Below are 26,163 nucleotides of genomic sequence, written 5' to 3'. Positions count from 1 at the left end.
GCGCGCTGTGATCTGATGTCCGCGTGCCCCAGCCACCAGCTGACCCGGTCGGCCTCGCACGCGACCTCCACCGCAGGGGCAAGGCCGCGGCCTCGGCCAACCGCTACCCGGAGGCGGCGCGGCTGCTGCGCGCGGGCGTGGCCGCCCTCGCGGCGCCGGGGCTGGATCCGGTCGACGCCCTGGAGGTGCGCACCCGGCTGCTGATCACGCTGTCCTTCTGCGTGGCCGAGACCCGTGGCCTCGACGAAGGGCTGCGCCAACTGGACACCGCACGCGACGGGCTCGGCGGGCTTCCGCCGGGCCCGTTGCGCGAGGAGCTGGAGAGCCTGGTCAACGGGGTGCAGGGGGTGCTGCTGTTCCGGGTCGGGCGCATCGCCGAGGGGATCGCGTCGGTGGACCTCGACGTGGCCTACCACGAGCGGCGGTTCGCCGCGTCCCCCGGCGATCCCGCGATCGCCAACTCGCTGGTCACGACCCTGTCCAACCGGGGCAACGCCTACGGGGAGATCCACCGCTTCGAGGAGGCCGTGCGCGACCTCGACCGGGCCGCCGAGCTCGCCGAGCGGTTCGGGATGCCGATGCGCACCGCCATCGCCACCCATGCGCTGGGCAACGCGCTGCAGCGCGCGGGGGACATCACCGGGGCGCTGCGCCGGTACGCGGTGGCGGCCAAGATCTTCGCCGAGGTCGAGCCGAGCCTGCTCGGGCGGCTGCGCATCGACCAGGCCGAGGCGCTGATCAGCGCCGGGCTGGCCGAGGAGGCGGCCAGGCAGCTGGACTCCGTGCTGCCCGCGCTGCGCGCCCAGCGCGCCGGGCAGGACATCGCCGAGGCCGAGCTGTACCGGGCGATCGCCGCGCTGCACGAGGGCGACCTGGCGCTGGCCCAGCGGCTGGCCGGGGCGGCCCGGCGCAGGCTGCTGCGGCGCGGCAGCCCGGGCTGGGCGGCGATCGCGGCGCTGGTGGTCCTGCGCGCCCGGGCCCAGGGCGCTGGCCGCCCCCGCGCCACGCTGGTGCGGCAGGTCTCCGCGCTGGCCGCCGAGCTGGCCGAGCTGCAGCTGGACGGGCACGCCGCGTTCGCCAAGACCCTGGCCGCCCTGCTGCACGTGCGCCGCGGCGAGCCGGAGCGGGCCGCGGCGGCGCTGCGCGCGGTCCCCTCGTCGCGGCTGGGCCCGATCGACCACCAGATGCTGCTGCGGCTGTGCCGGGCCGAGCTGGCGCTGGCCCAGGGCGACCAGCGGGCCGCGCTGGCCCAGGCCCGCACCGGGCTGGCCGAGCTGGGCCGCATCCGGGACCGCTTCGGCGGGCTGGACCTGCTCTCCGGCACCTCGGCGCACGGCCGCGAGCTGGGCGAGCTGGCGATCCGGCTGGTGCTGCGCGGGCCGGACTCGGCGGCCAACGCCCGGCGGCTGTTCACCTGGCTGGAGCGCACCCGCGCGCAGCTCTACCGGTACGACCCCGTGGACGCCACCGTCGACGACGAGTTCGCCGAGCGCCTCGCCGAGCTGCGCGTGCTCAACCGGGCCCTGCTGCGCGCCCGGCTCGACGGCCTGCCGACCGAGGACCTGGCCGCCCGCTGCGCCGCGGGCAGGCAGGCGGCGATGCAGCTGGACTGGACGGCCGGACCCGGCGGCACGCCGCGCCCGGTGGCCACCGCCGACGAGGTGCTGGCCCGGCTCGGGGACCGCGCGCTGGTCGCCATCGCCGCGTCGGACGGCGCGCTGGTCGCGGTGGTGCTCGCGGGCGGGCGGGTGCGGATGGTCCGCCTCGGCGGGCTGGCCGAGGCCACCGAGTCGGCGCGCAAGCTGCACGCCGACCTCAACGCGCTGGCCCCCGACGGGCTGCCCGCCCCGCTGGTCGAGGTCGTCACCGCCTCCGCGCGGCGCGAGGCCGACCGGCTGGACGAGGCGCTGCTGCGCCCGCTGCGCGGGCCGATCGGCGACCGCGACCTGGTGGTCGTGCCGACCGGCGCGCTGCACGTGGTGCCGTGGGGCGTGCTGCCGACCTGCGCGGGCCGCCCGACCGCGGTCGCGCCCTCGGCCACGGCGTGGCTGTCGGCGAGCAGGCCGGACAAGGGCAGCGGCGTGCTGCTGGTGCGCGGCCCCGACCTGGCCGCCGCGCCCGCCGAGATCGTCCGGCTCGCGGTCCTGCACCACGACGCGAAGGTGCTCGACGGCGAGGAGGCGACGGTGGACCGGGTGCTGTCGATGCTCGACGGCGCCGCGCTGGCCCACATCGCCGCGCACGGCGAGCACGAGCCGGAGAACGCGCTGTTCTCCCGGCTGGAGCTGGTCGACGGGGCGCTGTTCGCCCACGAGATGGGCAGGCTCCAGCGCACCCCGGACCACGTCGTGCTGGCCGCCTGCGAGCTGGCGCTCAACCGCGTGCGCCCCGGCGACGAGCCGCTGGGCTTCGCGGGGGCGCTGCTGGCGGGCGGGGCGCGCACGGTGATCGCCGCGTCCAGCCGGGTGGGCGACCGCTCGGCCGCCGCCGCGATGGCCGACTACCACCGCGCGCTGACCGGCGGCGCGGCCCCGGCCATCGCCCTGGCCGAGGCCGTCGCGGTGGACCCGCTGCGCCGCCCGTTCGTCTGCGTCGGGGCGGGGGACTAGGGGCTACCGCGGGACCGGGATGGCGCTGGGCCCGGTGCTCTTGCCCACCAGGTGCAGCACCGCGTTGCGCATCGCGCCCGGGGCCGACTCCCGGCTGACCGAGCGGTGCAGGTCGGCGGCGACGGCGGCCATCAGCGTGTGCGCCAGGGCGCGCGGGTCGGCGGGGGCGCGGGCCTCGACCAGCAGCCGGGCCACGTGGTGGTGCCAGTAGCGGTAGGGCTCGGCCCGGTAGCGCGCGCCCGGCTTGGCGGTCTCGGCGATCCGCATGAGGTCCAGGTTCGCGGTCAGGAACGCCAGGTAGGCGTCGAAGAAGGCGACCAGGCGCTCGGTCGCGGGCGCGCCGGGCCCGAGCGGGGCCTCGCCCGCGGTGACCCGCAGGTAGAGGTTGCGCTCGGCCTCGGCCAGCAGCGCCCGGGCGAGCCCGGCCTTGTCGCCGAAGCGGCGGAAGAGGGTGCCCTTGCCGACCCCGGCCGCGGTGGCGACGTCGTCCATGGTCACCGCGTCCGCACCGTGGCGCTCCACCAGCAGGCGGGCGGCGGTGAGGATGCGGCGGCGGTTGCGCGCGGCGTCGGCGCGCTCTCGGGTGGTCATGCGTACCTCACCGTCACATCGCCGCTGTTCGTGGACAGATCGAGGGCGGTGGTGGCCGCCGGGTCGTTGCGCAGCGGGCAGTCGAGCTCGCCGCTGCCGACGTCGAGCTGGAGCCGGTAGCGCCCCTGCGGCACGGTCACCTCCACCGAGCCGCTGGTGGCGCGGGCGCGGATGTCGACCGGGGTGGCGACGCCGATGGCCACGTCCCCCGACGTGGCCTCGACGTCGACCTTCCCCCGCACCCCGGTCAGCGAGATCGCCCCCGACGACGACCGGACGCTGGCGTCCCCCGCGACGCCGCGCAGGTCGACATCCCCCGACTGGACCTCGACCGAGGCGTTCTCCCCCACGTCGGAGAGCTCGACCCGACCGGAGTTGGTCTCCACCGAGACCGCTCCGGACACCCCCCGCGCGGTGACGTCCCCCGACGCCATCCGCAGGTCGACCGACTCCGCCTTCTCCAGCGCCACGTCCCCCGACGCGACGTCCCCCGCGAGCCGGTACCCCTCCGGCACGACCACCTCGTAGTCGATCCAGCAGTGGTTCTGCTCGCAGCCCTGCAGGATCAGCGCGTCCCCCTCGACCCGGTGCGTGGCGCCCGGCTTGTCGTTGAGGTAGTGCACCGTGCGGCGCACCGAGGCCGCGGCGCCGACCCGGATGGTCACGTCCCCCGCGTCCTGGGCCAGCCGCACGCTGCGGATGCCCGGGCCGAGGTCGGCGCTCTCGCTGAACTCCCGGGTGGCCAGCCCGCAGCCGGTGAGCAGCGCTCCCGCCACCCCGACCGCGGTGATCCCCGCCAGCACCCTCATCGCTCCCCCTTCGCCCAACCCCCGGGGCGCGGAGCGCACCTCGGGATCTCCCCCGCCGCTTCACCCGATGGGGTGAAGCAACCGGACCGAACACGCAGAACGCTATGGCTGCGGGCGGTCCGCCGACATCAGGGACGCCCCCGACCCGACCCGGAGGTTCCCCCTACCGCCATCCGGAGGCTATGGACCGCGGTCCTGATCGCACGTCAACCCGAAGTCGCACGTGAACCCCGACTTTCGCCGTACCCCGGTCCTCGGGGTCGATCAGCGCAGGGGCGCGAGCAGGGCCTCCACGACCGGCAGCAGCTCGGCCGCGGTCGGCGGCTCGTCGTCGATCAGGCCCTGCATGAGCAGCCCGTCGACGCCCGCGAGGAAGGCCCGGAAGCCGACCTCGTCGGGGTGGCGGGCCAGGCTGGTCAGCACGTCCAGCCAGCGGCGGGCGGCCGGGCGCAGCGCGGGGCGGCGGGCGGCCAGCAGGTACAGCTCGTACTCGGCCATCGTCCGGCCGCGCCGCGGGCCGACGGCCTCGGCGAGGGTGTGCGCGACCGCGGCCGCCGGGCTCGCGCCCTTGATCCGGCTGGACTCGATCGAGTCGCGGATGTCGGCGGCCATGTCGTCGGCCGAGGCGGTGAGGGTGGCCACCAGCAGCTCGTCCAGGCTGGCGAAGTGGTAGGTGGTCGAGGTCGTCGGCACCCCGGCCTCGGCGGCGACGCTGCGGTGGGTGACCCCGGCGACCCCGTCGCGCTCGATCACCCGCAGCGCGGCGGCGATCAGCTCGGCCCGCCTGCGCTCGCCGCGGGCTCGGCGGCCGTCGACCCGGGGGCGGCTCACCGGGCGGGTCGCGGCCGGGGGGAGCAAGATTGACGCGCCATGACCCCAATCTAACTGAACGATCGTCCCAATACTGCGGAGGTGTGCGCCACACTTGGCCGCCTTAGGCTTCTCTAACCCGGTTACTGGCGAGTAAGAAGAGTTCACCCGAGCGGAAGGTCGTCACCACCATGGGCGCGGTGCAGTTGACACTCGGGCTGATCGCCGTCGCGGTCAGCCTCGTGGCCTGGAGCATGTTCGTGCGCACGGTCGCGCGCATGGTCGCCGTCGTCCGGCTCGGCCAGCCCGACGCGACCCGCAACGGCCCGTTCTGGCCGCGGCTGCGCACGCTGGTGAAGGAGTTCGCCGCGCACACGCGGATGAACAAGTTCCGCCACGTCGGCTGGGCGCACTGGCTGGTCATGTGGGGCTTCCTGGTCGGATCGGCCGCGCTGTTCGAGGCCTACGGCGAGGTCTTCGTGCCCACCTGGGGCTGGCCGGTCCTCGACCACTGGAACCTGTGGCACCTGCTGATGGAGGTGCTCGGCGTCGGCACGATCGTCGGCGGGCTCGCGCTGGTGGTCATCCGCCAGCGCAACCACCCGCGCCGCGCCGACCGCCAGTCGCGCTTCCAGGGGTCGAACTTCTGGCAGGCGTACTTCGTCGAGTTCGTGGTGATCTTCGAGGGCATCGGCATCCTCGGCGTGCGCGCGGCCAAGGCCGCGATGGGCGCCCACGAGCTGCCGACCTGGGCCGCGTTCGTGTCCAACCCGCTGTCCCACATCCTGCCCGCCAGCCCGGACCTGGTCTCGGCGCTGGCCTTCGTCAAGCTCATGGGCGCGATGGTCTGGGTCTACGTCGTGGCCAAGTACATGACGATGGGCGTGGCCTGGCACCGGTTCAGCGCCTTCTTCAACATCTACTTCAAGCGCGAGGCCGACGGCGGGGTCGCCCTCGGCGCGCTCAAGCCGATGACCTCCGGCGGCAAGCCGCTGGACTTCGAGGAGGCCGACCCGGAGAAGGACGTCTTCGGCGCAGGCAAGGTCGAGGACTTCTCCTGGAAGGGCTGGCTGGACTTCACCACCTGCACCGAGTGCGGCCGCTGCCAGTCGCAGTGCCCGGCGTGGAACACCGGCAAGCCGCTCTCGCCCAAGCTCGTCATCACCCAGCTGCGCGACCACGCCTACGCCAAGGCCCCGTACCTGCTGGCGGGCGGCAAGAAGGACATGGCGGGCGACGAGGTCGGCCTGACCGGGGACAACCCCTACGCCGGGATCGACGTGCTGGCCATCGCCGAGGCCGAGCGGCCGCTGATCGGCGGGGTGGACGAGAACGGCGTCATCGACCCCGAGGTGCTGTGGTCGTGCACCACCTGCGGCGCGTGCGTCGAGCAGTGCCCGGTGGACATCGAGCACGTCGACCACATCGTCGACATGCGCCGCTACCAGGTGCTCATCGAGTCGAACTTCCCGTCCGAGCTGGGCGGAATGTTCAAGAACCTGGAGAACAAGGGCAACCCCTGGGGCCAGAACGCCAAGGACCGCCTGGCCTGGACCGAGGACCTGGACTTCGAGGTCCCGGTGTTCGACGGCGAACTGGCCGACGACGTCGAGTACCTGTTCTGGGTCGGCTGCGCGGGCGCCTTCGAGGACCGCGCGAAGAAGACGACCCGCGCCGTGGCCGAGCTGCTGCACGTGGCCGGGGTGTCCTATGTGGTCCTCGGCCCGGAGGAGACCTGCACCGGCGACCCGGCCCGGCGCGCGGGCAACGAGTTCCTGTTCCAGATGCTGGCCCAGCAGAACGTCGAGGTCATCAACACCGTCTTCGAGGGCCGCGCGCCCGGCAAGCGCAAGATCGTGGCGACCTGCGCGCACTGCTTCAACACCCTGGCGAACGAGTACCCGTCGCTGGGCGGGCAGTACGAGGTCGTGCACCACACCCAGCTGCTGAACCGCCTGGTGCGCGAGCGCCGCCTGGTGCCCGTCGCCCCGGTGGCCGAGGACGTCACCTACCACGACCCGTGCTACCTGGGTCGGCACAACAAGGTGTACGAGGCGCCGCGCGAGCTGGTGGGCGCGGCGGGGGCGAACCTGCGCGAGATGCCCAGGCACGCCGACCGCTCCATGTGCTGCGGCGCCGGGGGCGCTCGCATGTGGATGGAGGAGCGCATCGGCAAGCGCATCAACGTCGAGCGCGTGGACGAGGCGCTGGGCACCGCGCCCGCGAAGATCGCCACCGGCTGCCCGTTCTGCCGCGTCATGCTCACCGACGGCGTGACCGCCCGGCAGGCCGACGGCCTGGCAGGCGAGCACGTCGAGGTGGTCGACGTCGCCCAGCTGCTGCTGAGCGCGGTCAAGCGCGGCCTCCCCGAGCCCGCCGACACCCCCACCGACGTGGCGGCCACCGGCACCCCGCTGCCGGACGAGGACAAGTCCTCGACCGCCAGCGGCTGATCCCCCCGAACCGCGGCCCAGGCCCACCGCCCCCCGGCGGGCCTGGGCCGCTTTCACGCGCGGACCCTAAGCCTTCCCATTATTCAGGAATCTGGTTCCGTCATACGGGATCGCGTAGCTAACCTAACTTCATGCAGCAGCGGTGGGTGATCCTCGGGGTCGCGGTGGGGGCCCAGGCGGCGATGAGCGCGCTCGTCTACGGGCCGCCGTTCCTGCTGCCGCGCATCCAGGCCGCCGAGGGGATCTCGCTGCCGCAGGCCAGCGCGCTGGTCGTCGCGCCCGTGCTGGGGATGCTGGTGGCGATGATCGGCTGGGGCGCGCTCGCCGACCGGATCGGCGAGCGGGTGGTGATGGCGGTCGGGATGCTCGGCAGCGCCGCCGCCGGGTTCGCCGCGGTCGTCGTGCCGGGGCTGGTCGGGCTCGGGGTCGCGCTGGCGGTCGCCGGGGTGTTCGGCGCGTCGATCAGCGCCGCGGGCGGGCGGGCGGTGCTCGGCTGGTTCGACGTCCGCGAACGCGGGCTGGCGATGGGGATCAGGCAGACGTGCACGCCCATCGGCGTGGGCATCGCGGCGCTGACGCTGCCGCCCGCGGCGGCGCTGGGCGGCTACCGGGCCGCGCTGCTCGTCCCCGCCGCGCTCTGCCTGGTCGCCGGGGTGGCGGTGGCGGTGTGGCTGGAGAACCCGGCGCGGCCCGCCAAGGGCGCGGTGGCGGCGACCGGGTCGCCCTACCGGCAGGCGCGGCTGTGGCGGGTGCACGCGGCCAGCGCGCTGCTCGTCGGGCCGCAGTTCATCGCGAGCACGTTCGCCTTGCAGTACTTGGAAACCGAGCAGGGCTGGGACCCGGTCGCGGCCGGGGCCGTCATCGCCGCGGTCAACGTCGTCGGCGCGGGCGCGCGGGTCGTCGCCGGGGTCTGGTCGGACCGGGTCGGCAGCAGGCTGCGGCCGATGCGCGCCATCGCCGTCGCCGCGGCGGTGTCGGTGCTGGTGTGGGCGGTGGGCGACGGCGCAGCCGGGTGGCTGGCGCTGGTCGGCCTCACCGCGACCCTCATCGTGTCCGTGATGGACAACGGGCTCGGCTTCACCGCGACCGCCGAGCTGGCCGGGCCCGCGTGGGCGGGCCGGGCCATCGGCGTGCAGAACACCGGTCAGGGCGTGGTCGGCCTGGCCGTCGCGCCGGTGTTCGCGGTCGTGGTCACCGCGTTGCACTGGCCGTGGGCGCTGGCCGCCGCCGCGCTGATGCCCGCGCTGGCCGCGGTCGCCACGCCCGTGCGCGGGGAGGTCATGGCCCGGCCAGATCCCGTTCCACCGCGGCCATGACCGCCTGCCAGTGCGCCCGCTGGCGCTCGCGCTCCTCCGGGCCCGCCAGCCACTCCTGGTGGAAGCGCACCACCGTGCGGTCCGGCCCGCTCGGCTGGACGGTGACCTGCACCGTGGTGTCGTGGTCCCAGTCCGCGGGCCGCCAGGTCAGCCGGACGCGGTCGCCGCTGCGCAGGCTGCGCAGCTCGCCGACGGTGCCGGTGTCGGTGGTGTACCGGTCGCCCTTGGCCGTGCCGAGGCTCGCGCCCGGGCCCAGCCAGGTGCCCACGCCCTCGGCGCCCACCAGGTAGGCCCACACCCGCTCCAGCGGGTGCGGCAGCGTCTTGGAGACGCCGATGTTCCACCCGACGTCCTTGGTCTGTCCCGAAGCCATGTCCCAACCTCCTGCGGCAACCGTACGAGCTGGCACCGACAATCGGTCGAAAGTGGTCCACGCCACAGCGGCGGCCACTGGTACGACGAATGCGCGGGGAAGCCGATCGGCAGGCCACAACTCACTGGGAGCGCTCCCAATCTGAAGGGAGGCTCACCACTGCGTTCGGGTGAACGCGGGTGAATAACCAGGCAAGTTCGTCGCCCGGCAATGGTTGGGCCATTGACGGCCCTCGCTCCATCCTGCCAAGATCTATGAGAGCGCTCCCAGAAGTGCGCGTGTCCGGGCGAAAGGTGCGAACTTCCCATGACCGACCACGACGGCGCCGACCTGCTCGGCTTCCCCGCCGACTTCCGCTGGGGCGCGGCGACCTCGGCCTACCAGATCGAAGGCGCCGTCGCCGAGGGCGGGCGCAAGCCCTCCATCTGGGACACCTTCGCCCGCACGCCCGGCAAGGTCGTCGGCGGCGAGACCGGCGACATCGCCGTGGAGCACTACAAGCGCTACCGCGAGGATGTCGCCCTGATGGCGGGCATCGGCCTGCGCGCCTACCGCTTCTCGCTGTCCTGGGCCCGCTTCCAGCCCGACGGCCGCGGCCCGGCCAACCCCGAGGCCGTCGCCTTCTACCGCGGGCTGCTGGAATGCCTGCGCGACAACGGGATCGAGCCGGTCGCCACGCTCTACCACTGGGACCTGCCGCAGGCGCTCGAGGAGGAGGGCGGCTGGCGCGCCCGCGGCACCGCCTACCGCTTCGCCGAGTACGCCGAGCTCGCCAAGCAGGCGTTCGGCGACCTGGTCCGGACCTGGGTGACGGTCAACGAGCCGTGGTGCGCGGCCTTCCTCGGCTACAGCAGCGGCGTCCACGCCCCCGGCGTGCAGGACCCGCCCGGCGCGCTGCGCGCCGCCCACCACCTGCTGCTCGCCCACGGCCTGGCCGCCCAGCGGCTCAAGTCCGGCCCGCACCCGGCGGAGGTCGGCCTGGCGCCGAACTTCTACCCGGTCGAGCCGCTGACCGCCGACCCGGCCGACGCCGACGCCGCGGCCCGCATCGACCTGCTGCAGAACCGGCTGTTCCTGGAGCCGGTGATGAAGGGCGGCTACGCCGACGACATCCGCGCGCACGTGGCGCGGGTCAGCGGCGTCGAGCACATCCGCCCCGGCGACGAGGCGATCATCGCCGAGCCGATCGACTTCGTGGGGGTCAACTACTACAGCGTCTACCGGGTCGGCGCGGGCACGCCGGACGGCACGCCGACCTCGTGGCCGGGCGCCGAGGACGTGCGGTTCCACCGCTACAACCAGCGCACCACCCACATCGGCTGGGACGTCGCGCCGGACGGGCTGCTGGCGACGCTGGAGCGCATCGGCAAGGAGTACCCGGGGCTGCCGATCTACATCACCGAGAACGGCGCGGCCTACGACGACCGCGCCGACGCCGACGGCTTCGTCCAGGACGACGACCGCATCGCCTTCCTGCGCGACCACTTCGCCGCCGTGCACACCGCGTTGCAGCGCGGTGTCGACGTGCGCGGCTACTTCCTCTGGTCCCTGCTGGACAACTTCGAGTGGGCCGAGGGCTACGGCATGCGCTTCGGGATCGTCCACGTCGACTACGCCACCCAGCGCCGCACCCGCAAGGCCAGCGCGGACTTCTACGCCGAGGTGATCCGCGGCAACGGCGTGCGGGTCTGAGGGCGGCGGAACCGGAAGCGGCGCCGCGGTCCCACCCGGCGCCGCCGCCCCCGGCGGACCGGAGCAGGCTCCGGGTGGACCACGCTGCTGGTGCGGCTGGCCGAGCAGCGCGGATCCGGCCGCCCTCCGGCACGTCCGCGCCCCCTTCATGATCTACACTGGGGGTTCGGGTTGCGTCGAACTCCGCACCACCAGCTGGACCCCGCAATCGTCGATCCGAACGACAACATGGACCGCGTGCCAACGATCCGCAGCCGGGAACTCGGCGACGCACTGCGACAAGCCCTCAAAGCCGCGGGCCTGACCGGACAGGAAGCCTCCCGCAGGCTGGGCTGGTCACCTTCCAAGGTGTCCCGCCTGCTGCTGGGCGCCCGCGGGGCGTCCGAGCGCGACGTGTCCTCCATCCTGCTGCTCTGCGGGGTCAACGGGGCCGAGCGCGCCCGGCTGCTGTCGCTGTGCCGCGAGCCCGGCGGCTGGATCCAGCGCCTGGGCAAGCTGCCCACCCAGCTCAAGACCCTCGTCGACCACGAGAACCAGGCCAGCGCCATCGACGAGTTCGAGCCGACGCTGGTCCCCGGGCTGCTGCAGACGGTCGACTACGCGCAGGCGATCGTGCGCGCCAACACCAACGTCCCGCCGCACGAGGTCGAGGAGCGCGTGGTCGCCCGCACCGCGCGCCAGCAGCTGTTCCGCCGCGCCCGGCCGCCGCGCTTCGCCTTCTACATCCACGAGTTCGCGCTGCGGCTGCCGGTCGGCGGGCCGGAGGTCATGGCCGACCAGCTCAACCACCTCGTCCGGATGTCGCACCGGGACAACATCCTGGTGCGCGTGGTGCCCGCGGCGGTCGGCGCGCACGCCGCGCTCGCCGGGGCGTTCCGGCTCATGGAGTTCCCGCACTACAAGCCGATCGTGTACCTGGAGAGCGAGAACTCCAGCCTGTTCCTGGAGCGCCCCGAGGAGATCGCGGCGTACCGGGGCATCCTCTCCGCCCTCGCCGACACGGCGCTGGGTGCGGGAGAATCGCGGCAGGTCGTCGCCGAACTGGCGAGCGAACTGTACGCGGACGGAGAGGACAATGGCGTCCTATGAGCAAGCGTCCCATGCCCGGTCCCGGCTCCCGTGGCGCCGCAGCAGCGCCAGCGCGGCGAACGGGAACTGCGTCGAGGTAGCCCCCGCCCGCGGCGGCTGGCTGGTGCGCGACAGCAAGCACACCGGCCCGCGCCTGGCCTTCGGCCCCCAAGCCTGGGCCGACCTGCTCAGCCGAGCAGGTCGGCCGCCGGGACGATCGCGGTGATCGGCCCGAGCGGGTTGACCACCAGCGGGTAGCCGTTGAGCTGCGCGGCCAGCGCCGACCCCTTGATCTCCCGCCAGCCCGGCCACTGCCGCGGCACCCGCGCGACCGAGGTGCACGCGGGCACCATGACCTGGCCGTCGTGGTTGGGGAACGCGGTGATCCCGGTGTCGCGCGCGGTGCGGGCGTAGACCAGCAGCCGGGCCGCGCGCAGGGCGGGCAGCAGCTCGTCCTGGTCGAGGTGGCGGGTGCGGACCAGCTGCAGCACCCGCTCCACCTCGTTGGCCGGGGGCGGCATCCGCAGCGCCTGCGGCGACGGGCGGTACCCGGCGTTGGGGCTGAACGTCTCCCGGATCTCGCCGCTGGCGTCGACCGGGTAGGCGCCGACGACGCCCCACGGCGGCACGTCGTCGTCGGCCTCGAACACCGGGTCGATGACGTAGAGCCAGCTCCCGGGGTTGGCCCGGGCGGCGATGCGCATGTCGAGGGTGATCTCCGGCTGGTGCATGGGCTGCTCCGAATGGCGTCGGTGCGGTTCGGCCGATTATCGTATGCGCTCGATCACGCCCGGCCGCTGCCAGCCACGGTCTCGTGAACTCCCACCGGAACCGTTCCGCCGCGGCGGGCGTCGAAGTTAGAGTCGTGGAAATCGCTGCAGGACGAGGGGGCCAGCTGGTGTTCCTAGCCGATGGCGCTGCGGGCGCGGCGCTGCCCGCCCAGTCCGGGAGGCAGACCCTGCGCGTCGAGCCGCACGCGATCCCCGGCGCGCTCGCGGCCTTCCGCGACGCGCACGACCGGGTGGCCGCGAAGGTCGCCGCGCTCGACGGCCTCGAGGTGCGCGAGTGGGCGGGCGACCCGGTCAGCGGCGAGACGGCCGCCCAGTTCGCCCAGCGCACCAACGGCGGCGCGGCCGACTCGGCCATCGCCTGCCTGCGCGGCTACCAGCACCAGCTGCTCGCCGCGATCACCGCGCTGGAGGCGGCGCACGCGGCGTACACGCTGACCGAGGGCACCAACACCGCCATGTGGGGCAAGCAGCACCGCTGATCGCCGCGGAGGAGAGTCGGACATGGGCATGCACCGCTGGCGCGGGTACGACCACCCCGAGCTGTACCGGATGATCAACTCCGGCCCGGGCCCAGCGGCGTCCACCCCGCAGACGGAGTACTGGGACGCGCTGCTGCGCGAGCTCGGCGACATCGACCACGACCTCAACGCCAAGCTGGCCACCCTCGCCGCCAGCTGGGAGGGCGCGGCGGGGGAGGGCGCCCAGGGCGCGCTGAACCCGTTGCGGCAGTGGGCCGCCGACTCCCAGACCGGGGCGAGCGGCATGCGCGCCTCCACCGAGTTCCAGGCCGACATGATCGCCAGGGCGCGCGCGGAGATGCCCGAGCCGGTGCCGGTGACCACCCCCGCGCCGTCCGGGTGGGCCAAGCTCGCCGCGGGCGCCGCGCTGCTGACCGGCAACGCGGGCCCGGCGCTGGCGGTGGCCGACCAGGCCGCCGACCACGAGGCGCAGGAGGCGGCCCAGGACGCGGCGGCGCAGAAGGCCGTCGACACCATGGAGTCCTATTCCGACAGCAGCGAGTTCAACCGCAACACCCTCGGGGAGTTCGTGCCGCCACCGGACGTCGTGGTGTCCACGCCCGCCCCGTCGGGCGGGGTCGGGACGTCCGCGGCGTACTTCAGCAGCGCGCCGGGCTCGGTGCCCGGCAGCACCGGCGGGAGCGCGCCGTCCTACGCCGCGCCCGCCCCCACGACCGGCGGCGGCGCGCACATCCCGTCGACCGGCGGTGGCGGCGGCGGTTCGCTGACGCCGTACCTGCCGGGAGGGGCGACGCCCGCGCAGGTGGGCTCGTCCCCGACCACGCCGTCGGCGGTCACCCCGACCGCGCCCCCGGTCGCCCCGCCCGTCCCGGCGACGCCTGCCCCGACCGCGCCGACGACCTCCTTCCCGGGGATGCCCGGGCTCCCCGGACCCTCCGGCCTGCCCGGCCCCGCCGGCCGCGGCCCCGTCGGCCACGGTCCCGCGGGGGCGCGGCCCGCCCTGCCGGTCGGGGTGGACGTCGAGGCCACGCGGGGCAACCAGGCGCTGCGGCCCGCCGTCGGCATCGCGGGCGAGGGGACGGTGGGCGCGCGCGGCGGCGTCGTCGGCTCGGTCCCCGCGGGCACGCGCGGCGGGGCGGGCATGGGCGTCGCGCCGGGCGCGCGGGCGGACTCCGACGAGGACCGCGAGCACGGCCTCGCCGACTACCTCATCGAGACCGTCGACGTCTTCGGCGACGAGCGCACCGTCTCCCAGCCGGTCATCGGCGACGAGCCGCGGTGACGCCGTTCGGGGCCGTGGCGGCCGAGCCCATCACCCTGACCGCGCTGGAGTTCGACGTGCTCTGGGAGCACCTCGCGCCGGGCGCGATGCCGCTGGTGGTCAAGGTGCCCTCGCCGGGCAAGACGTGGGAGGAGCGCGCCGCGATCGAGGACGGCGCGTGGTCGGGCCTGGCCGCCCGCGGCATCGAGCGCGACGACCCGGAGATCGCCGAGCTGTTCGCCCTGCTGGCCCGGCCCGAGCGGGAGGTCGACGGCAGGCTGTGGACCGGCCGCGGCGTGCGCCTGCTGGCGTGCGCGCGGGAGGAGTCCGGTGCGCTGGCCGTGCTCGCCGACGACACCCTGCGGGTGCAGCGGATCTCCGCGCTCGGCCTGGCGGCCGCCGCCGTCGGCGAGCTGCCGCCCGCCCCGGCGGGCCCCGGCCGCTCGGTGACGCTGCGCACCGCCGACTTCGAGTCCGCCGCCCGCGGCGACGGCACGGTCCGCGGCTTCGAAGGCGCCCTGCTGGCCCACGGCATCCGCGCCGACGACGCCAGCACCCTGGCCGAGATGATCGGCGACGTGGTGCGCACCGGGAACTTCGGCGCCGCCGCCCGCGACCGCCTCGGCCGCCGCGTCCGCGGCGAGCGCGTCGTCTCGTTCTTCGACACCGCCGCGGGCCGCTACGTCCAGGTCCGCCGGGCGTCGCCGGACGGGGAGCTGTGGACCACCATCTCCCCAGCCGACTCCCGCAAGCTCACCCACCACGTGGACGACCTGCTACGGGAAACAACCGGTGACCAACCCACATGACCTGCGCGCCGCCGTCACCGAGATCCTCCCCTGGCTCGACGGCGGCCCGCGCCCGCCCCGCCCCGCCCTCGCCGCCGCCGTCCGGCTGACCCTGCGCACCCTGGCCGACACCGCGCCCGGCCGGACCGTCGAGGTCCGCGTCCCGCCGTTCGCCGCCGTCCAGTGCGTCGCGGGCCCCCGCCACACCCGGGGCACCCCGCCGAACGTGGTGGAAACCGACCCGCACACCTGGCTGCAGCTGGCGACCGGCAGGCTCAGCTGGGAGGAAGCCCTCGCCACCCCCGCCCTGCACGCCTCCGGCTCCCGCGCCGACCTCTCCGCGCACCTCCCGATCGTCCGCCTCTGACCGGGCGCTCACCGCTGCTGCGGGTTGGGGATGTCCTCGACCAGGGTGGGGTCGGCGCGGCGCAGGGCCCGGTAGAGGCCGAGGGCGCCCGCGACGGCCAGGAAGCCGTAGATGGCCAGCAGGGCGGGCGGGGTCGTGCCGGTGAGGGCGTCGCCCAGCAGGACGGCCGCGGCGGTGCCGGGGAGGCTGCCGATGAGGGTGCCCCACAGGTAGGGGCGGAACTCGATCGACGACAGGCCGCAGCAGTAGTTGACCGGGGCGAAGGGCACCACGGGGATCAGGCGCAGGGACACCACGCCCGCGAAGCCGCCGGAGCGCAGCCGGGCGTCGACCGCGCGGATCGCGCCGAGTTCGAGCAGCGGGGCCACCCAGCGCCTGCCGAAGCGGCGGGTGGCGGCGAAGGCCAGGGCGGCGGCGATGCCGGTCGCCAGCATGCCGATGGCCACGCCGAGCGCCTCGCCGAGGAGGAGTCCGCCGGAGAGGTTGAACACCGTCCGCGGGATGGGGAGGGCGGCGAGCACCGAGTAGGCCAGCAGGAACAGCACCGGGGTCGCCCACCCGGCCGCGGCCGCCCAGTCGCGGACCTCCGCCGGGCTGGGGATCGGGACGAGGAAGCCGATCGCCACCACGGCGGCCACTACACCGAACAGCGAGACCAGCGTGGCGCGACGGGACACGCCGTCCAACGGTACCGGCGTGATGCTCCCCACCCTCCGTCGGTCGGAAGCGGCCCGGCGAGCACATACACTTCGGGGGCAGGCTGATGTCGTCGACAGGGAGCACCGGTGGTCTCCGACCAGTTCTCGACTGGCCCCTCTCCGCTCGACCCGCCCGAGACCGACCCCGAACCCCGTGAAGAGTGCGGTGTGTTCGGCGTGTGGGCGCCGGGTGAGGAAGTTGCGAAGCTCACCTACTACGGGCTGTACGCGCTGCAGCACCGAGGGCAGGAAGCGGCCGGGATCTCCGTCTCCGACGGCAACCAGATCGTGGTCTTCAAGGACCTGGGGCTGGTGAGCCAGGTCTTCGACGAGCAGGTGCTGGTCTCGCTGCGCGGGCACGTCGCCGTCGGGCACTGCCGCTACTCCACGACCGGGTCCACGACCTGGGAGAACGCCCAGCCGACGTTCAAGACCACGGCGACGGGCAGCGGGCTGTCCCTGGGCCACAACGGCAACCTGGTCAACACCGCCGAGCTGCGGGACAAGGCCGCCGAGCTGGGCTTGGCCGCGGGCGGGGCGACCACCGACTCCGACCTGCTGACCGGGCTGCTGGCCGCCGCGGCGGCGGACAAGGGCATCGAGCAGGCGGCGCTGGAGCTGCTGCCGGATGTGCGCGGGGCGTACTGCCTGGTCTTCTCCGACGAGAGCACCCTCTACGCCGCCCGCGACCCGCACGGCGTGCGGCCGCTGGTGCTGGGCAGGCTGGAGCGCGGCTGGGTGGTGGCCAGCGAGACGGCCGCGCTGGACATCGTGGGCGCCTCGGTCGTCCGCGAGGTCGAGCCGGGCGAGCTCATCGCCATCGACGCCGACGGGCTGCGGTCGAGCCGCTTCGCCAGCCCGCAGCCCAAGGGCTGCCTGTTCGAGTACGTCTACCTGGCCCGGCCGGACACCACGATCGCCGGGCGCGGCGTGCACGCCACCCGGGTGGAGATCGGCCGCAGGCTCGCCGCCGAGAACCCGGTCGAGGCCGACCTGGTCATCCCGGTGCCGGAGTCCGGCACGCCTGCGGCCATCGGCTACGCCCAGGCCAGCGGCATCCCGTACGGCTCGGGCCTGGTGAAGAACGCCTACGTCGGGCGCACCTTCATCCAGCCGTCGCAGACCATCCGCCAGCTCGGCATCCGGCTCAAGCTCAACCCGCTGCGCGACGTCATCCGCGGCAAGCGCCTGGTGGTCGTGGACGACTCGATCGTGCGCGGCAACACCCAGCGCGCGCTGGTGCGGATGCTGCGCGAGGCGGGCGCGGTCGAGGTGCACGTGCGGATCGCCTCGCCGCCGGTGCGCTGGCCGTGCTTCTACGGCATCGACTTCGCCTCCCGCGCCGAGCTGATCGCCAACGGCCTCGACCTCGACGGCATCCGCCGCTCGATCGGCGCGGACAGCCTGGGCTACGTCAGCCTCGACGCGCTGGTGCAGGCCAGCGAGCAGCCGCGCAGCAGGCTGTGCTCGGCCTGCTTCGACGGCGACTACCCGATCCCGCTGCCCGATGACGCGCGCATCGGCAAGCACCTGCTGGAGGGCCTGGAGAAGGGAGTCGCGGGGGACGCGGCGCCCGTGGTGGCCGCCGGGTACGGTGCTTCGGACGCGCTGACCCGCCCCTAGACCCCGGAGAACCGAAGTGTCTGACCCGACCTCGACCGGCCCCGCCACCTACGCCGCGGCGGGGGTGAGCATCGAGGCGGGCGACGAGGCCGTCGAGAAGCTCAAGCCGTGGGCGGCCAAGGCCAACCGGCCGGAGGTGCTCGGCGGGATCGGCGGGTTCGCCGGGCTGTTCAAGCTGAAGCTGGACCGCTGGCGCGAGCCCGTGCTGGCCTCGTCGACCGACGGCGTGGGCACCAAGATCGCCGTGGCGCAGGCGCTGGACATCCACGACACCGTGGGCGTCGACCTGGTGGCGATGGTGGTCGACGACCTGGTCGTCTGCGGCGCCGAGCCGCTGTTCCTGCAGGACTACATCGCCGTGGGCAAGGTGCTGCCCGACCGCGTCGCCGCGCTGGTCAAGGGCATCGCCGAGGGCTGCGTGCAGGCGGGCTGCGCGCTGCTGGGCGGGGAGACCGCCGAGCACCCCGGGCTGATGGCCGACGGCGCCTACGACATCTCCGCCACCGGCGTCGGCGTGGTCGAGGCCGACGCCGTGCTGGGCCCGGACCGGGTGCGCCCCGGCGACGCGCTGATCGCGATGGGCTCCTCCGGCCTGCACTCCAACGGCTACTCCCTGGCCCGGCACGTGCTGCTGGACATCGCCAGGATGCCGCTGGACGGCCACGTCGAGGAGTTCGGCCGCACGCTGGGCGAGGAGCTGCTGGAGCCCACCCGCATCTACGCCAAGGACTGCCTGGCGCTGATCCAGGAGGCGGGGGTGCGCACCTTCGCCCACATCACCGGCGGCGGCCTGGCCGCCAACCTGGCCAGGGTCATCCCGCACGGGCTCAAGGCGACCCTGGACCGCGGCACGTGGACGCCGCAGCCGGTGTTCTCGCTGATCGCCCAGCGCGGCCGGGTCGAGCGCGCGGAGATGGAGCGCACGTTCAACCTCGGCGTCGGCATGGTCGCCGTGGTCGCGCCCGAGGACGTCGACCGCTCGCTGGCCATGCTCACCGCCCGCCACGTGCCCGCCTGGGTCGTCGGCGAGGTGCGCCCGTCGGCCGAGGACGACGCCCGCGCCGAAGTCGTGGGCGACCACCCGCGCTTCTGAAGGCAACCTCCCGGCGGCCCGCCCGCGTAGTACGGGTGAGTTGGGAGGTTTCGTGGGGGATCGTGACGCGGAGTTCGGCGAGTTCGTCGACAGCCGGGCCGCGGTGATGCGGCGCACGGCCTACCTGCTGTGCGGCGGCGACTGGCACCGCGCCGAGGATTTGGTCCAGACCACCCTGGCCAAGATCTACGCCATGTGGCCGCGCCTGCGCCGCGACGACGCGATCGACGCCTACGCGCGCAAGGTCATGGTCCGCGCCGCGATCGACGAGTCGCGGCGGGCCTTCCGGCGGCGGGAGTCGGTGACCGACACCCTGCCCGAGACCGCCGCCCCCGCCCCGGGGGTCGACGCGGCCATCGACGTGCGGCAGGCGCTGCGGCGGCTGCCGCCGGGCCAGCGGGCGGTGGTGGTGCTGCGCTACTGGGAGGACCTCTCCGTCGCCGAGGCGGCGCAGGCGCTGGGCAAGAGCGAGGGCACGATCAAGAGCCAGGCGGCCAAGGGGCTCGCGGCGCTGCGGGACATGCTGTCTGTGGAGGTCGCATCGTGAACGACGAGCAGGAGGTCCGGCGGCTGCTGGAGGCCGCGGTCCGCGACGAGCCGCCGCTGCGGCTGGACCGCGCCGCGGTGATCAGCGCGGGCAGGCGCAGGCTGCGCATCCGGCGCACGGCCGCGGTCGGCGGCGCGGCGACGGCCGTGGCCGCGGTGGTGATCGGGATGACCGCGCTGTCCGGCACGCAGTTCGGGATGCCGGAGCCGGTGCTGCCCGCCGGGCCGGGGCCGCACTCCGCCCCCGGGCCGACCGCGCCCCCCGGACCGCAGTCCACTCGCACCAAGGAGCCGCCGCAGACGACCGCGTCGTCCCCCACCGGCCAGACCCGCACCACGGTGACCACGACCACCAACGGCGCCCCGGAGACGCCGGACAAGCTGAGCGCGGCGCTGCGCCACGGCGTCGTGTTCTGGCCTGCCGACGTGGCGGTCGAGGGCACGGACGTGCCCTGGAACACCTTCGACGCGCAGAACCGCGCGCAGTTCACCCTGGTCACCCCGAGCCACGCCCGGCGGGCCGTCGAGGTCGTGGTGGACAGCTACGACGCGGGCGACGACAAGCCGCCGGAGTGCGGTTCGCCCGCCTTCACCTGCGACCGCTACACCCTGCCCGACGGCGGCACCGCCCTGCTGTGGCGGCCCGCGGTGGTCGACGCCGACGGCCCCAACACCCTGGAGCTGCACGCCGTGCGCCGCGACGGGGTGGTGGTGCGCGTCCGGGACACCGCGGGGTTCGGCCCGCCCTGGCTGCCCGAGCCGCTGCTGGACCGCGGCAGCATGCAGAGCATTGCGATGATCCCGGGGTTCGCCGCCGTTATCCGCTAGACGGGTAGGGCATCCTCGTACCCGTGCCCGGAGAGCTGCAGGTGTCCCGGTCGCTGGTGATCCCGGCGGCCGAGTTGCGCGAGCGCTTCTCCCGCTCGTCCGGCCCCGGCGGGCAGGGCGTCAACACCGCCGACAGCCGCGTCGAGCTGTCGCTGGACGTGGCGCGCTCGCCGTCGATCCCCGACCCGCTGCGGGCGCGCATCCTCGACCGGCTGGCCAACCGGCTGGTCGATGGCGTGCTCACGATCGCGGCGAGCGAGTTCCGCGCACAACTGGCCAACCGCGAGGCGGCCAGGGAGCGGCTGGCGGCGCTGCTGCGGCAGGCCGCCGCGACCCCGCCGCCCGCGCGCCGCCCGACCAAGCCGGGCCGGGGCGCCCACCAGCGGCGGCTGGAGTCGAAGAAGCGGCGCTCGGCGACCAAGCAGGCGCGCAGGCGACCGGACCTCGGCTGAGGTCCGGTCGTCCGGTGTGGAGGATGGCGGACCCGGGTCCGCGCAGGGACCAGGGGTCGCCAACCGGCGCGCTGACCTGCGCGGTCACCGGCGGTCGCCCGTCTCGTGACCTGCCCCGGTGCGCGAGGTGCGCGCCCGCGGGCGGGAACGAGGCGTGGACTGGCCCCCGCGCCAGCGCTCGACCGGGCGCGGCGGCCACGTGCCCATCGCCAGGCCGCGCGGGCGCGCTCAGGGGTGAGCCGCGTCGCGAAGGCCACCCCGCCGGTCGCGGGGTGGCCTTGTCGGCATTGCGAGGGAGTCCCGGCACCGGATCCGACGCCGGGGCCTTGCGTCAACGGCGGTAGTCGTCGTACCCGTCGTAGTCGTAATCGTCGGACTCGATGCGCTCAGAGTCGCCGCCGTCGGACGGCTTGTCGCCCGACAGCTCGCGCTGCAGGGCGTCCAAGTCCATCCGATGGCTGCTGTACTTGAGCTCCCGGGCCACCTTCGTCTGCTTGGCCTTGGCTCGGCCGCGCCCCATGGCTCGACCCCCTCGCACAGTGACGGGGCGGCCGGGGGAATCGGCGGCCCCGTAGATGTCGACAGTTGATTCCTGCTAACTACCGTACCGTGCCGAAGGGGTTCGATGCGACGCGGCTCGGTGTGCAGAACCCGACACCCCGGCCGGTCCTGCCCTGGCGGGGCCCGGCGGGCGGTCCATGACACGATGGGCGGGTGCCTCGACCGTTCGTCGCCTACCTGCGGGTGTACGAACCGCTGTCAGCTTTCCCACCCGCGTCCCGTGATCGACTCCGGCGGCTGGCGGAGGAGTCGCCGCTGGAGCGGGCCGCGGTCGGCGCCCACGAGCAGCTGATGTGGCTGAAGTCACAGGAGCTGGGCGCGGGGGCGCAGCTGCCCGGGGAGCGGGCCGACGGCTCCCCGCTGCCCGCCCGCGACGTCATGGTCACCCGCTCGGCCGCGGGCGAGCTGCTGATCTGCCCGCTGGACCTGCGCGCCCGCTCGGCCGCGGCGGTCGTGGGCTTCCTCTCCACCGCCCCCGACCCGCTGCGCGCGGCGACGCTGGGCGAGGCGGCCGACCGGCTGCGGCAGCGGGCCGGGACGGTCCTCGGCGAGTTGACCGGCGGGGCCGTGCACGTGGTGTCCACCACCTGGACCGTGCCGCTGCCGTGGTTCGTCCTGGTCAAGCCCGAGGAGCGGGTCGTCTCCGGCGAGGGCGCGCAGCGGGTGGTGCACTGGCAGATCCCGATGCGGACCGCGCGCCAGCGGGTGCAGCGGGCCTTCGAGCTGGCCGAGGCGACCTTCGGCGAGTCCGGCCCGACGAAGGTGCTCCAGGACACCGCCCGGTGGCTGGCGCACTTCCACGAGGAGTCGGTGGTCGAGCTGGACTACGGCGGCCTGGTGCAGCTCATGGCCGACGACGACATCGATGCCGACACCTCCGCCGAGGACGTCAACGCCATCCTCGACGCCATCGAGCAGCCGGACCCGGGGGCCGTGGCCGAGCGGTTCGAGCGCCTGCGGGAGTTCTGGAGCGAGCTGGCCGTGCGCGAGCGCATGCAGTAGCCGCTAGACCAGCCCGTCCAGCAGCCCGTCGCGCAGGCGGGCCGCGCCCACCGGCACGCCGCCGCCGAGGATGTCGCGCTCGGCCTTGTCGTCGAGCTCGGGGGCGTCGTAGCCCAGGGCGCGCAGGACGCCGACCAGGATCGGGGTGCGCGGGCGCGGGGCGCCGTCATCGATCTTCATGGCCATCGCGGTGCCGTCGGGCAGCACCATCGCGTGCACGCCCTCCGCGCCGCCCTTGACCAGCAGGCCGGGGATGGCCTGCATCAGCTCGGTGTCGTCGCGGTTGGTGCCGCCGACGAGGTGCGGGTGGGCGCGCATGGCGTCGGCCACCCGCCGCTCGAAGCCGCCTGCGGGGGCCTGGATGAGCGCGGAGTAGCCGGTGGCCAGGCCGGTGAGGGTCAGCGCGAACAGCGGGGCCCCGCAGCCGTCGACGCCGATGGTGGTGATGTCCTCGCCGGTCATGCCGGTGACCGCCGCGGCGATGGCCTGCTGGGCCGGGTGCTCGGGGTCGAGGTAGCCGATGGTGTCCCACCCGTGCTGCACGCTGGTCGCCAGCATGATCGCGTGCTTGCCGGAGCAGTTCATCGCCGCCCGGCGCTTGCCGCCGCCGGAGGCGATGACCCGGTTGCGGGCGGCCTCGTGCATCGGCCAGTCCGGCGGGCAGCCCAGGTCGGCCTCGCCGAGCCCGGCCTTGGCCAGGATGCCCAGCACCTGCCGCACGTGCTCGGGCTCGCCGCTGTGCGAGCCGCAGCCCACCGCGAGGTCGGCGTCGTCGGGCAGGTCCAGGCCGGTGCGCAGCAGGCCGAGCGCCTGCAGGGGCTTGTTGCACGATCGGGTGAAGACCGGCTCGTTGACCTCGCCGATGGCGAGGCGGACGGCGCCGTCGGGGGCCAGGACGACGACCGAGCCCCGGTGCACCGACTCGACGAAACCGGACCGCAGCACCTCAACCAGGACGGGGTTCAGCTGGCCTCCCCGGGATCGGTGCGGGCGCCCTCGGCGGCCAGCAGGTCGTCCACGGACGCGGTGCCCGTGCGGTAGCGGCTGGCGATCTGCTCGTTGAGCAGGTCCATCACCACCTGCACCTCGCGGCGTCGGGTGGACACCGACGCCTCCTCGGCCTCGTAGGTGCGCAGGGCCAGGGCCAGCCGCTCGTCGGGCAGGGCGGCCACGTCGGAGAGGTCGGCGTCGGAGACCAGCGCCTCGACGTGGCGGCGGTGCGCCTCGGCGCGCGAGGGCTCCATGTTCTGGTGGCGGCCGGAGCCCGTCGCGGGCCCCACGGCGTTGTCGGCGAGGATCGAAGCCAGCTGGGCGACGATGGACTCCCCGCCCCCGCTCGCGCGCCTGCGCAGCTCGGCCCGCACGATGTCGATCCGGCCGTGCAGCAGCCTGCGCAGGTAGGACAGGTCGGTCTCCTCCTGGGCCGCGTCGTCGCGGCGGGCGCGGACCTCGGCGAGGTCCAGGCGGTCCAGGTCGGCGACGTAGTCCGGGGCCAGGACCCGGTCGATGCGCCTGCGCCCACCCGGGCGGACTTCGATCACCAGGCCATCCTCCGTCAAAGAGTGCTCGATCGCCAGATCATGCCGACGCGGGCGGGCGGGCCGCCACCCCCAGCAGCGCGCGTGCCTCGTCCGGCGTAATGGGCGGGCGCTGGGCGATGCGGGCCAGGCCGCTGGCCCGGGCGACGAGTTGGGCGTTGTCCTTCACCCGCTCGCCGCGGGCGTAGTTGATCGTGTCCTCCATGCCGACCCGCACGTGCCCGCCCGCGGACAGCACGCCGAACAGGACCGGCAGGGTGGTGCGGCCCACCCCGGTGGCCGAGAACGTCGCGCCCTGCGGGATCAGCCGCAGCGCCGCGGCCAGGGTCTCGGTGTCGCCCGCCATGCCGCCGGGCACGCCCATCACCAGGTCCACGTGCACGTGCCCGCCCGCGGGCAGGCCGTGCTCGTCGAGCAGGCGGTGCAGGGTGGTCAGCTGCCCGAGGTCGAAGATCTCGTACTCGGGCACGATGCCCCGCTCCTGCATGCGCTTGTGCAGCTCGACGATGAACTGCCAGCGGTTCATGAACACGTCGTCGCCGAAGTTGACCGTGCCCATCGAGCAGGACGCCGAGTCCGGCATGGCGTCGAGCACCCGCAGCCGGTCCTCCTCGGGGTCGGTCACCGCGCCGCCGGTGGACAGCTGCACGACCAGGTTCGTCTGCTCGCGCACCGCCGCGACGGTGTCGGTCAGGCGCTTGAGGTCCAGCGTCGGCTTGGCCTCGTCGTCGCGGATGTGGATGTGGATCATCGCGGCGCCGACGCGCTCGCAGTCGCGGGCCGTCTCGACCAACTCGTCCAGGGTGACCGGGAGGTTGGGGACGTCGGCCTTGCTGTGCTCGGCCCCGGTGGGGGCGACGGTGATGAGGGTGCCGGTCGACATGGGCCGACCCTAGCCGCGCAGCCCCTGGGCCGCGGCACGGCCCGCGCCGCCGATCTCGGCGGGCACGGAGTCGGGGTCGACCGCGGCCTGCGCCCCGCCCGCGGTGAGCGGGGTCGACGGGTCGACCGAGCGCTTGAGCAGGGCCAGGGCAACCGGGCCGAGCTCGTGGTGCTGCACGGCCGAGCCGACCCGGCCGACCACGCGCTCGCCAGCCAGCACGGCCGCGCCGGTCTCGGGCAGTTCGTCGGCGGCGCCGTCGAGGTGCAGCAGCACCATCCGCCGCGGCGGGCGGCCGATGTTGTGCACCTTCGAGACCGTCTCCTGGCCGCGGTAGCAGCCCTTGGCCACGTGCGCGGCCGACGGCACCCAGGACACCTCGTGCGGGATGGTCTTCTCGTCGGTGTCCACGCCCAGCCGGGGGCGCAGGGCCGCGACCCGCAGCGCCTCGAACGCCAGGCTGCCCATCGGCCGGGCCCCGGCCGCGGTGATCCGCGTCCACCAGGCGGCCAGGTCGGAGCGGGGGACGAGCAGGTCGGCGGCGTCCGGACCGGGCCACGGCATCCGCCGGACCAGCACCCCGCCGCGCTCGGCGGTGGCGTACTCGCCGTCGGGGACCGGCAGGTCGAAATCGGCCAGCATCGCCGGGGTCTGCGGGCCGACGACGGTCAGCACGGCCTTCTCGGCGGTGGCGTCGCGCGGCTCGACCTTGGACCAGAACCGCATCTGCTCCAGGTACTCCAGCAGCGGCACCCGCCCGCCGCGCGCGCCCACGGTCGACGCCCCCGCCTCGGTGTCCAGCCACACGGTGTCGCCAACGTGCGACATCACCAGGTGGATGTCCACGCGGCCCTGGCTGTCGAGGATCAGCGCCTCGCAGCCCGCGCCCGCGGGCAGCCCGGAGACGTGCTGGGAGACGACCAGGTGCAGCCAGGACAGCCGCTCCTCGCCGGGCACGGCGACCACCTGGCGGTGCGAGCGGTCGACCACGGCCGCCGTCCGGGTCGCGGCGCGCTGCTCGGCGAACGGGTCGCCGAAGTGCCACGGCACCCCCGGGTCGGTGGTCTCCTCGGGCGGGGGCACCGCGCCGGGGGCGGACAGGATGGGCGAGTTCACGGTTTCTCCCTGGTGCAGTCGCGGCAGGTGCCCGACAACGCGAGGTGGCCTGCGTCCAGCACGAACCCGTGCCGGGCCCGCAGTGTTCCGCACAGCTGGTCCATCACCTCGCGCGGCGACTCGTCGACCCGGCCGCAGCGGTGGCAGACCAGGTGGACGTGCTCGTGCTCGTGCAGGGAGTACGTGGGCGCGCCGTGGCCGAGGTGGGTGTGCCGGACCAGGCCGAGGTCCTCCAGCAGCTCCAGCGTGCGGTAGATCGTGGTGATGTTGACCGACGGCGTGGTCAGCTGGACGTGCTTGCAGACCTGCTCGGGGGTGGCGTGGTCAAGCGCTTGCAGTGCGTCGAGCACCAGTTGGCGCTGCGGGGTCATCCGCATCCCACGCCGGTGCAGCGTGCTGCGCAGGTCGTCCACCCCGCC

The 26,163-nt window shown here is 74.5% G+C and carries 28 protein-coding genes; 16 read left to right on the top strand and 12 right to left on the bottom strand.

Annotated elements, in window-relative coordinates; translation table 11 throughout:
- The first annotated feature begins 23 nt into the window (after nt 1-23).
- The gene (locus ACWEPX_RS08020; RefSeq protein ID WP_451896358.1) at nt 24-2,609 is read left to right on the top strand and encodes a CHAT domain-containing protein; all 2,586 of its coding nucleotides are present in this window, start codon (nt 24-26) and stop codon (nt 2,607-2,609) included.
- A gap of 3 nt (nt 2,610-2,612) precedes the next feature.
- Here the strand turns inward: ACWEPX_RS08020 and ACWEPX_RS08015 are convergent, their stop codons facing one another.
- From ACWEPX_RS08015 to ACWEPX_RS08005, 3 genes are all read right to left on the bottom strand, one after another.
- The gene (locus ACWEPX_RS08015) at nt 2,613-3,200 is read right to left on the bottom strand and encodes a TetR/AcrR family transcriptional regulator (RefSeq protein ID WP_451896357.1); all 588 of its coding nucleotides are present in this window, start codon (nt 3,198-3,200) and stop codon (nt 2,613-2,615) included.
- Nucleotides 3,197-4,009 (bottom strand): DUF4097 family beta strand repeat-containing protein, encoded by an 813-nt coding sequence (locus tag ACWEPX_RS08010; RefSeq protein WP_451896356.1) that lies wholly within the window; start codon nt 4,007-4,009, stop codon nt 3,197-3,199. The genes ACWEPX_RS08015 and ACWEPX_RS08010 overlap by 4 nt, the downstream gene beginning before the upstream one ends.
- Before the next feature lie 264 nt (nt 4,010-4,273).
- On the bottom strand, nt 4,274-4,840 hold the full coding sequence (locus ACWEPX_RS08005; RefSeq protein ID WP_451896355.1) for a TetR/AcrR family transcriptional regulator: 567 nt from the start codon (nt 4,838-4,840) through the stop codon (nt 4,274-4,276).
- 170 nt (nt 4,841-5,010) lie between these two features.
- Between ACWEPX_RS08005 and ACWEPX_RS08000 the strand changes: the two genes are divergently transcribed.
- A complete protein-coding gene (locus tag ACWEPX_RS08000) occupies nt 5,011-7,272 on the top strand; it encodes a (Fe-S)-binding protein (RefSeq protein WP_451896354.1) in 2,262 nt (753 codons plus the stop codon).
- Nucleotides 7,273-7,403: 131 nt separating this feature from the next.
- Complete coding sequence (locus tag ACWEPX_RS07995; RefSeq protein ID WP_451896353.1) at nt 7,404-8,588, top strand: MFS transporter; 1,185 nt, start codon at nt 7,404-7,406, stop codon at nt 8,586-8,588.
- Here ACWEPX_RS07995 and ACWEPX_RS07990 read toward each other — a convergent pair.
- On the bottom strand, nt 8,551-8,961 hold the full coding sequence (locus ACWEPX_RS07990; RefSeq protein WP_451896352.1) for an SRPBCC family protein: 411 nt from the start codon (nt 8,959-8,961) through the stop codon (nt 8,551-8,553). The two genes, ACWEPX_RS07995 and ACWEPX_RS07990, sit on opposite strands and share 38 nt — an antisense overlap.
- A 306-nt stretch (nt 8,962-9,267) precedes the next feature.
- Here ACWEPX_RS07990 and ACWEPX_RS07985 point away from each other — a divergent pair, with 306 nt between their 5' ends.
- The 3 genes from ACWEPX_RS07985 (at nt 9,268) to ACWEPX_RS07975 (ending at nt 11,947) form a co-directional block, all read left to right on the top strand.
- On the top strand, nt 9,268-10,653 hold the full coding sequence (locus tag ACWEPX_RS07985; protein ID WP_451896351.1) for a GH1 family beta-glucosidase: 1,386 nt from the start codon (nt 9,268-9,270) through the stop codon (nt 10,651-10,653).
- A gap of 228 nt (nt 10,654-10,881) precedes the next feature.
- Nucleotides 10,882-11,742, top strand: a complete 861-nt coding sequence (locus ACWEPX_RS07980) for a helix-turn-helix domain-containing protein (RefSeq protein ID WP_451896350.1) — start codon at nt 10,882-10,884, stop codon at nt 11,740-11,742.
- Nucleotides 11,729-11,947, top strand: coding sequence for a DUF397 domain-containing protein (locus tag ACWEPX_RS07975; protein WP_451896349.1), 219 nt, complete (start codon nt 11,729-11,731; stop codon nt 11,945-11,947). Before ACWEPX_RS07980 ends, ACWEPX_RS07975 begins: the two co-directional genes overlap by 14 nt.
- On the opposite strand, the gene ACWEPX_RS07970 is transcribed toward ACWEPX_RS07975, so the two are convergent.
- Nucleotides 11,910-12,452, bottom strand: coding sequence for a type VII secretion system-associated protein (locus tag ACWEPX_RS07970; protein WP_451896348.1), 543 nt, complete (start codon nt 12,450-12,452; stop codon nt 11,910-11,912). The genes ACWEPX_RS07975 and ACWEPX_RS07970 overlap by 38 nt on opposite strands.
- Nucleotides 12,453-12,619: 167 nt before the next feature.
- On the opposite strand from ACWEPX_RS07970, the gene ACWEPX_RS07965 reads away from it, so the two are divergent.
- From ACWEPX_RS07965 to ACWEPX_RS07950, 4 genes are read left to right on the top strand one after another with little or no spacing between them, the layout of a single operon-like run.
- A complete protein-coding gene (locus tag ACWEPX_RS07965) occupies nt 12,620-12,991 on the top strand; it encodes a hypothetical protein (RefSeq protein ID WP_451896347.1) in 372 nt (123 codons plus the stop codon).
- Between the two features lie 22 nt (nt 12,992-13,013).
- Nucleotides 13,014-14,273 (top strand): hypothetical protein, encoded by a 1,260-nt coding sequence (locus ACWEPX_RS07960; protein ID WP_451896346.1) that lies wholly within the window; start codon nt 13,014-13,016, stop codon nt 14,271-14,273.
- The gene (locus tag ACWEPX_RS07955) at nt 14,270-15,061 is read left to right on the top strand and encodes an ESX secretion-associated protein EspG (protein ID WP_451896345.1); all 792 of its coding nucleotides are present in this window, start codon (nt 14,270-14,272) and stop codon (nt 15,059-15,061) included. Before ACWEPX_RS07960 ends, ACWEPX_RS07955 begins: the two co-directional genes overlap by 4 nt.
- Nucleotides 15,045-15,407, top strand: coding sequence for a sterol carrier family protein (locus ACWEPX_RS07950; RefSeq protein WP_451896344.1), 363 nt, complete (start codon nt 15,045-15,047; stop codon nt 15,405-15,407). Before ACWEPX_RS07955 ends, ACWEPX_RS07950 begins: the two co-directional genes overlap by 17 nt.
- Nucleotides 15,408-15,415: 8 nt before the next feature.
- Here the strand turns inward: ACWEPX_RS07950 and ACWEPX_RS07945 are convergent, their stop codons facing one another.
- Complete coding sequence (locus ACWEPX_RS07945; protein WP_451896343.1) at nt 15,416-16,084, bottom strand: TVP38/TMEM64 family protein; 669 nt, start codon at nt 16,082-16,084, stop codon at nt 15,416-15,418.
- Between the two features lie 108 nt (nt 16,085-16,192).
- On the opposite strand from ACWEPX_RS07945, the gene purF reads away from it, so the two are divergent.
- From purF to arfB, 5 genes are read left to right on the top strand one after another with little or no spacing between them, the layout of a single operon-like run.
- Nucleotides 16,193-17,728 (top strand): amidophosphoribosyltransferase, encoded by a 1,536-nt coding sequence (gene purF / locus ACWEPX_RS07940; RefSeq protein ID WP_451896342.1) that lies wholly within the window; start codon nt 16,193-16,195, stop codon nt 17,726-17,728.
- Nucleotides 17,729-17,744: 16 nt separating this feature from the next.
- Nucleotides 17,745-18,821 (top strand): phosphoribosylformylglycinamidine cyclo-ligase, encoded by a 1,077-nt coding sequence (gene purM, locus ACWEPX_RS07935; protein WP_451896341.1) that lies wholly within the window; start codon nt 17,745-17,747, stop codon nt 18,819-18,821.
- A gap of 52 nt (nt 18,822-18,873) precedes the next feature.
- A complete protein-coding gene (locus ACWEPX_RS07930) occupies nt 18,874-19,368 on the top strand; it encodes a SigE family RNA polymerase sigma factor (protein ID WP_451896340.1) in 495 nt (164 codons plus the stop codon).
- Nucleotides 19,365-20,195 carry a hypothetical protein gene (locus ACWEPX_RS07925; RefSeq protein WP_451896339.1) on the top strand — a complete coding sequence of 277 codons (831 nt, stop codon included), beginning with the start codon at nt 19,365-19,367 and terminating at the stop codon, nt 20,193-20,195. Before ACWEPX_RS07930 ends, ACWEPX_RS07925 begins: the two co-directional genes overlap by 4 nt.
- Nucleotides 20,196-20,218: 23 nt before the next feature.
- Complete coding sequence (arfB, locus tag ACWEPX_RS07920) at nt 20,219-20,647, top strand: alternative ribosome rescue aminoacyl-tRNA hydrolase ArfB (protein ID WP_451896338.1); 429 nt, start codon at nt 20,219-20,221, stop codon at nt 20,645-20,647.
- 331 nt (nt 20,648-20,978) lie between these two features.
- On the opposite strand, the gene ACWEPX_RS07915 is transcribed toward arfB, so the two are convergent.
- Nucleotides 20,979-21,167, bottom strand: a complete 189-nt coding sequence (locus ACWEPX_RS07915; protein ID WP_451896337.1) for a DUF3073 domain-containing protein — start codon at nt 21,165-21,167, stop codon at nt 20,979-20,981.
- 194 nt (nt 21,168-21,361) lie between these two features.
- On the opposite strand from ACWEPX_RS07915, the gene ACWEPX_RS07910 reads away from it, so the two are divergent.
- A complete protein-coding gene (locus ACWEPX_RS07910) occupies nt 21,362-22,210 on the top strand; it encodes a hypothetical protein (protein WP_451896336.1) in 849 nt (282 codons plus the stop codon).
- Between the two features lie 3 nt (nt 22,211-22,213).
- Here the strand turns inward: ACWEPX_RS07910 and ACWEPX_RS07905 are convergent, their stop codons facing one another.
- Genes ACWEPX_RS07905 through ACWEPX_RS07885 form a run of 5 tightly spaced genes read right to left on the bottom strand, consistent with a single transcriptional unit; the run spans nt 22,214 to nt 26,121 of the window.
- Nucleotides 22,214-23,155, bottom strand: coding sequence for an asparaginase (locus tag ACWEPX_RS07905; protein WP_451896335.1), 942 nt, complete (start codon nt 23,153-23,155; stop codon nt 22,214-22,216).
- A 17-nt stretch (nt 23,156-23,172) separates the two neighbouring features.
- On the bottom strand, nt 23,173-23,751 hold the full coding sequence (locus ACWEPX_RS07900) for an RsiG family protein (protein WP_451896334.1): 579 nt from the start codon (nt 23,749-23,751) through the stop codon (nt 23,173-23,175).
- A 37-nt stretch (nt 23,752-23,788) separates the two neighbouring features.
- On the bottom strand, nt 23,789-24,631 hold the full coding sequence (locus ACWEPX_RS07895; protein ID WP_451896333.1) for a 3-keto-5-aminohexanoate cleavage protein: 843 nt from the start codon (nt 24,629-24,631) through the stop codon (nt 23,789-23,791).
- Nucleotides 24,632-24,640: 9 nt separating this feature from the next.
- Entirely contained in the window at nt 24,641-25,744 is a 1,104-nt protein-coding gene (gene ygfZ, locus ACWEPX_RS07890; protein WP_451896332.1) for a CAF17-like 4Fe-4S cluster assembly/insertion protein YgfZ, read from the bottom strand.
- Nucleotides 25,741-26,121, bottom strand: coding sequence for a Fur family transcriptional regulator (locus tag ACWEPX_RS07885; protein WP_451896534.1), 381 nt, complete (start codon nt 26,119-26,121; stop codon nt 25,741-25,743). Before ACWEPX_RS07885 ends, ygfZ begins: the two co-directional genes overlap by 4 nt.
- Between the last annotated feature and the right edge of the window lie 42 nt (nt 26,122-26,163).

This window comes from Actinokineospora sp. NPDC004072, from assembly GCF_053604195.1.
Note: the sequence above shows the minus strand (reverse complement) of the source record. Positions and strands in the feature narration are given on the sequence as shown.

Coding starts and splice junctions, on each gene's coding strand:
- ACWEPX_RS08015 (WP_451896357.1), bottom strand. CDS start 3,200: ATGACCACCCGAGAGCGCGCCGACGCCGCGCGCAACCGCCGCCGCATC.
- ACWEPX_RS08010 (WP_451896356.1), bottom strand. CDS start 4,009: ATGAGGGTGCTGGCGGGGATCACCGCGGTCGGGGTGGCGGGAGCGCTG.
- ACWEPX_RS08000 (WP_451896354.1), top strand. CDS start 5,011: ATGGGCGCGGTGCAGTTGACACTCGGGCTGATCGCCGTCGCGGTCAGC.
- ACWEPX_RS07995 (WP_451896353.1), top strand. CDS start 7,404: ATGCAGCAGCGGTGGGTGATCCTCGGGGTCGCGGTGGGGGCCCAGGCG.
- ACWEPX_RS07990 (WP_451896352.1), bottom strand. CDS start 8,961: ATGGCTTCGGGACAGACCAAGGACGTCGGGTGGAACATCGGCGTCTCC.
- ACWEPX_RS07985 (WP_451896351.1), top strand. CDS start 9,268: ATGACCGACCACGACGGCGCCGACCTGCTCGGCTTCCCCGCCGACTTC.
- ACWEPX_RS07980 (WP_451896350.1), top strand. CDS start 10,882: ATGGACCGCGTGCCAACGATCCGCAGCCGGGAACTCGGCGACGCACTG.
- ACWEPX_RS07975 (WP_451896349.1), top strand. CDS start 11,729: ATGGCGTCCTATGAGCAAGCGTCCCATGCCCGGTCCCGGCTCCCGTGG.
- ACWEPX_RS07970 (WP_451896348.1), bottom strand. CDS start 12,452: ATGCACCAGCCGGAGATCACCCTCGACATGCGCATCGCCGCCCGGGCC.
- ACWEPX_RS07960 (WP_451896346.1), top strand. CDS start 13,014: ATGGGCATGCACCGCTGGCGCGGGTACGACCACCCCGAGCTGTACCGG.
- ACWEPX_RS07915 (WP_451896337.1), bottom strand. CDS start 21,167: ATGGGGCGCGGCCGAGCCAAGGCCAAGCAGACGAAGGTGGCCCGGGAG.
- ACWEPX_RS07895 (WP_451896333.1), bottom strand. CDS start 24,631: ATGTCGACCGGCACCCTCATCACCGTCGCCCCCACCGGGGCCGAGCAC.
- ACWEPX_RS07885 (WP_451896534.1), bottom strand. CDS start 26,121: ATGCGGATGACCCCGCAGCGCCAACTGGTGCTCGACGCACTGCAAGCG.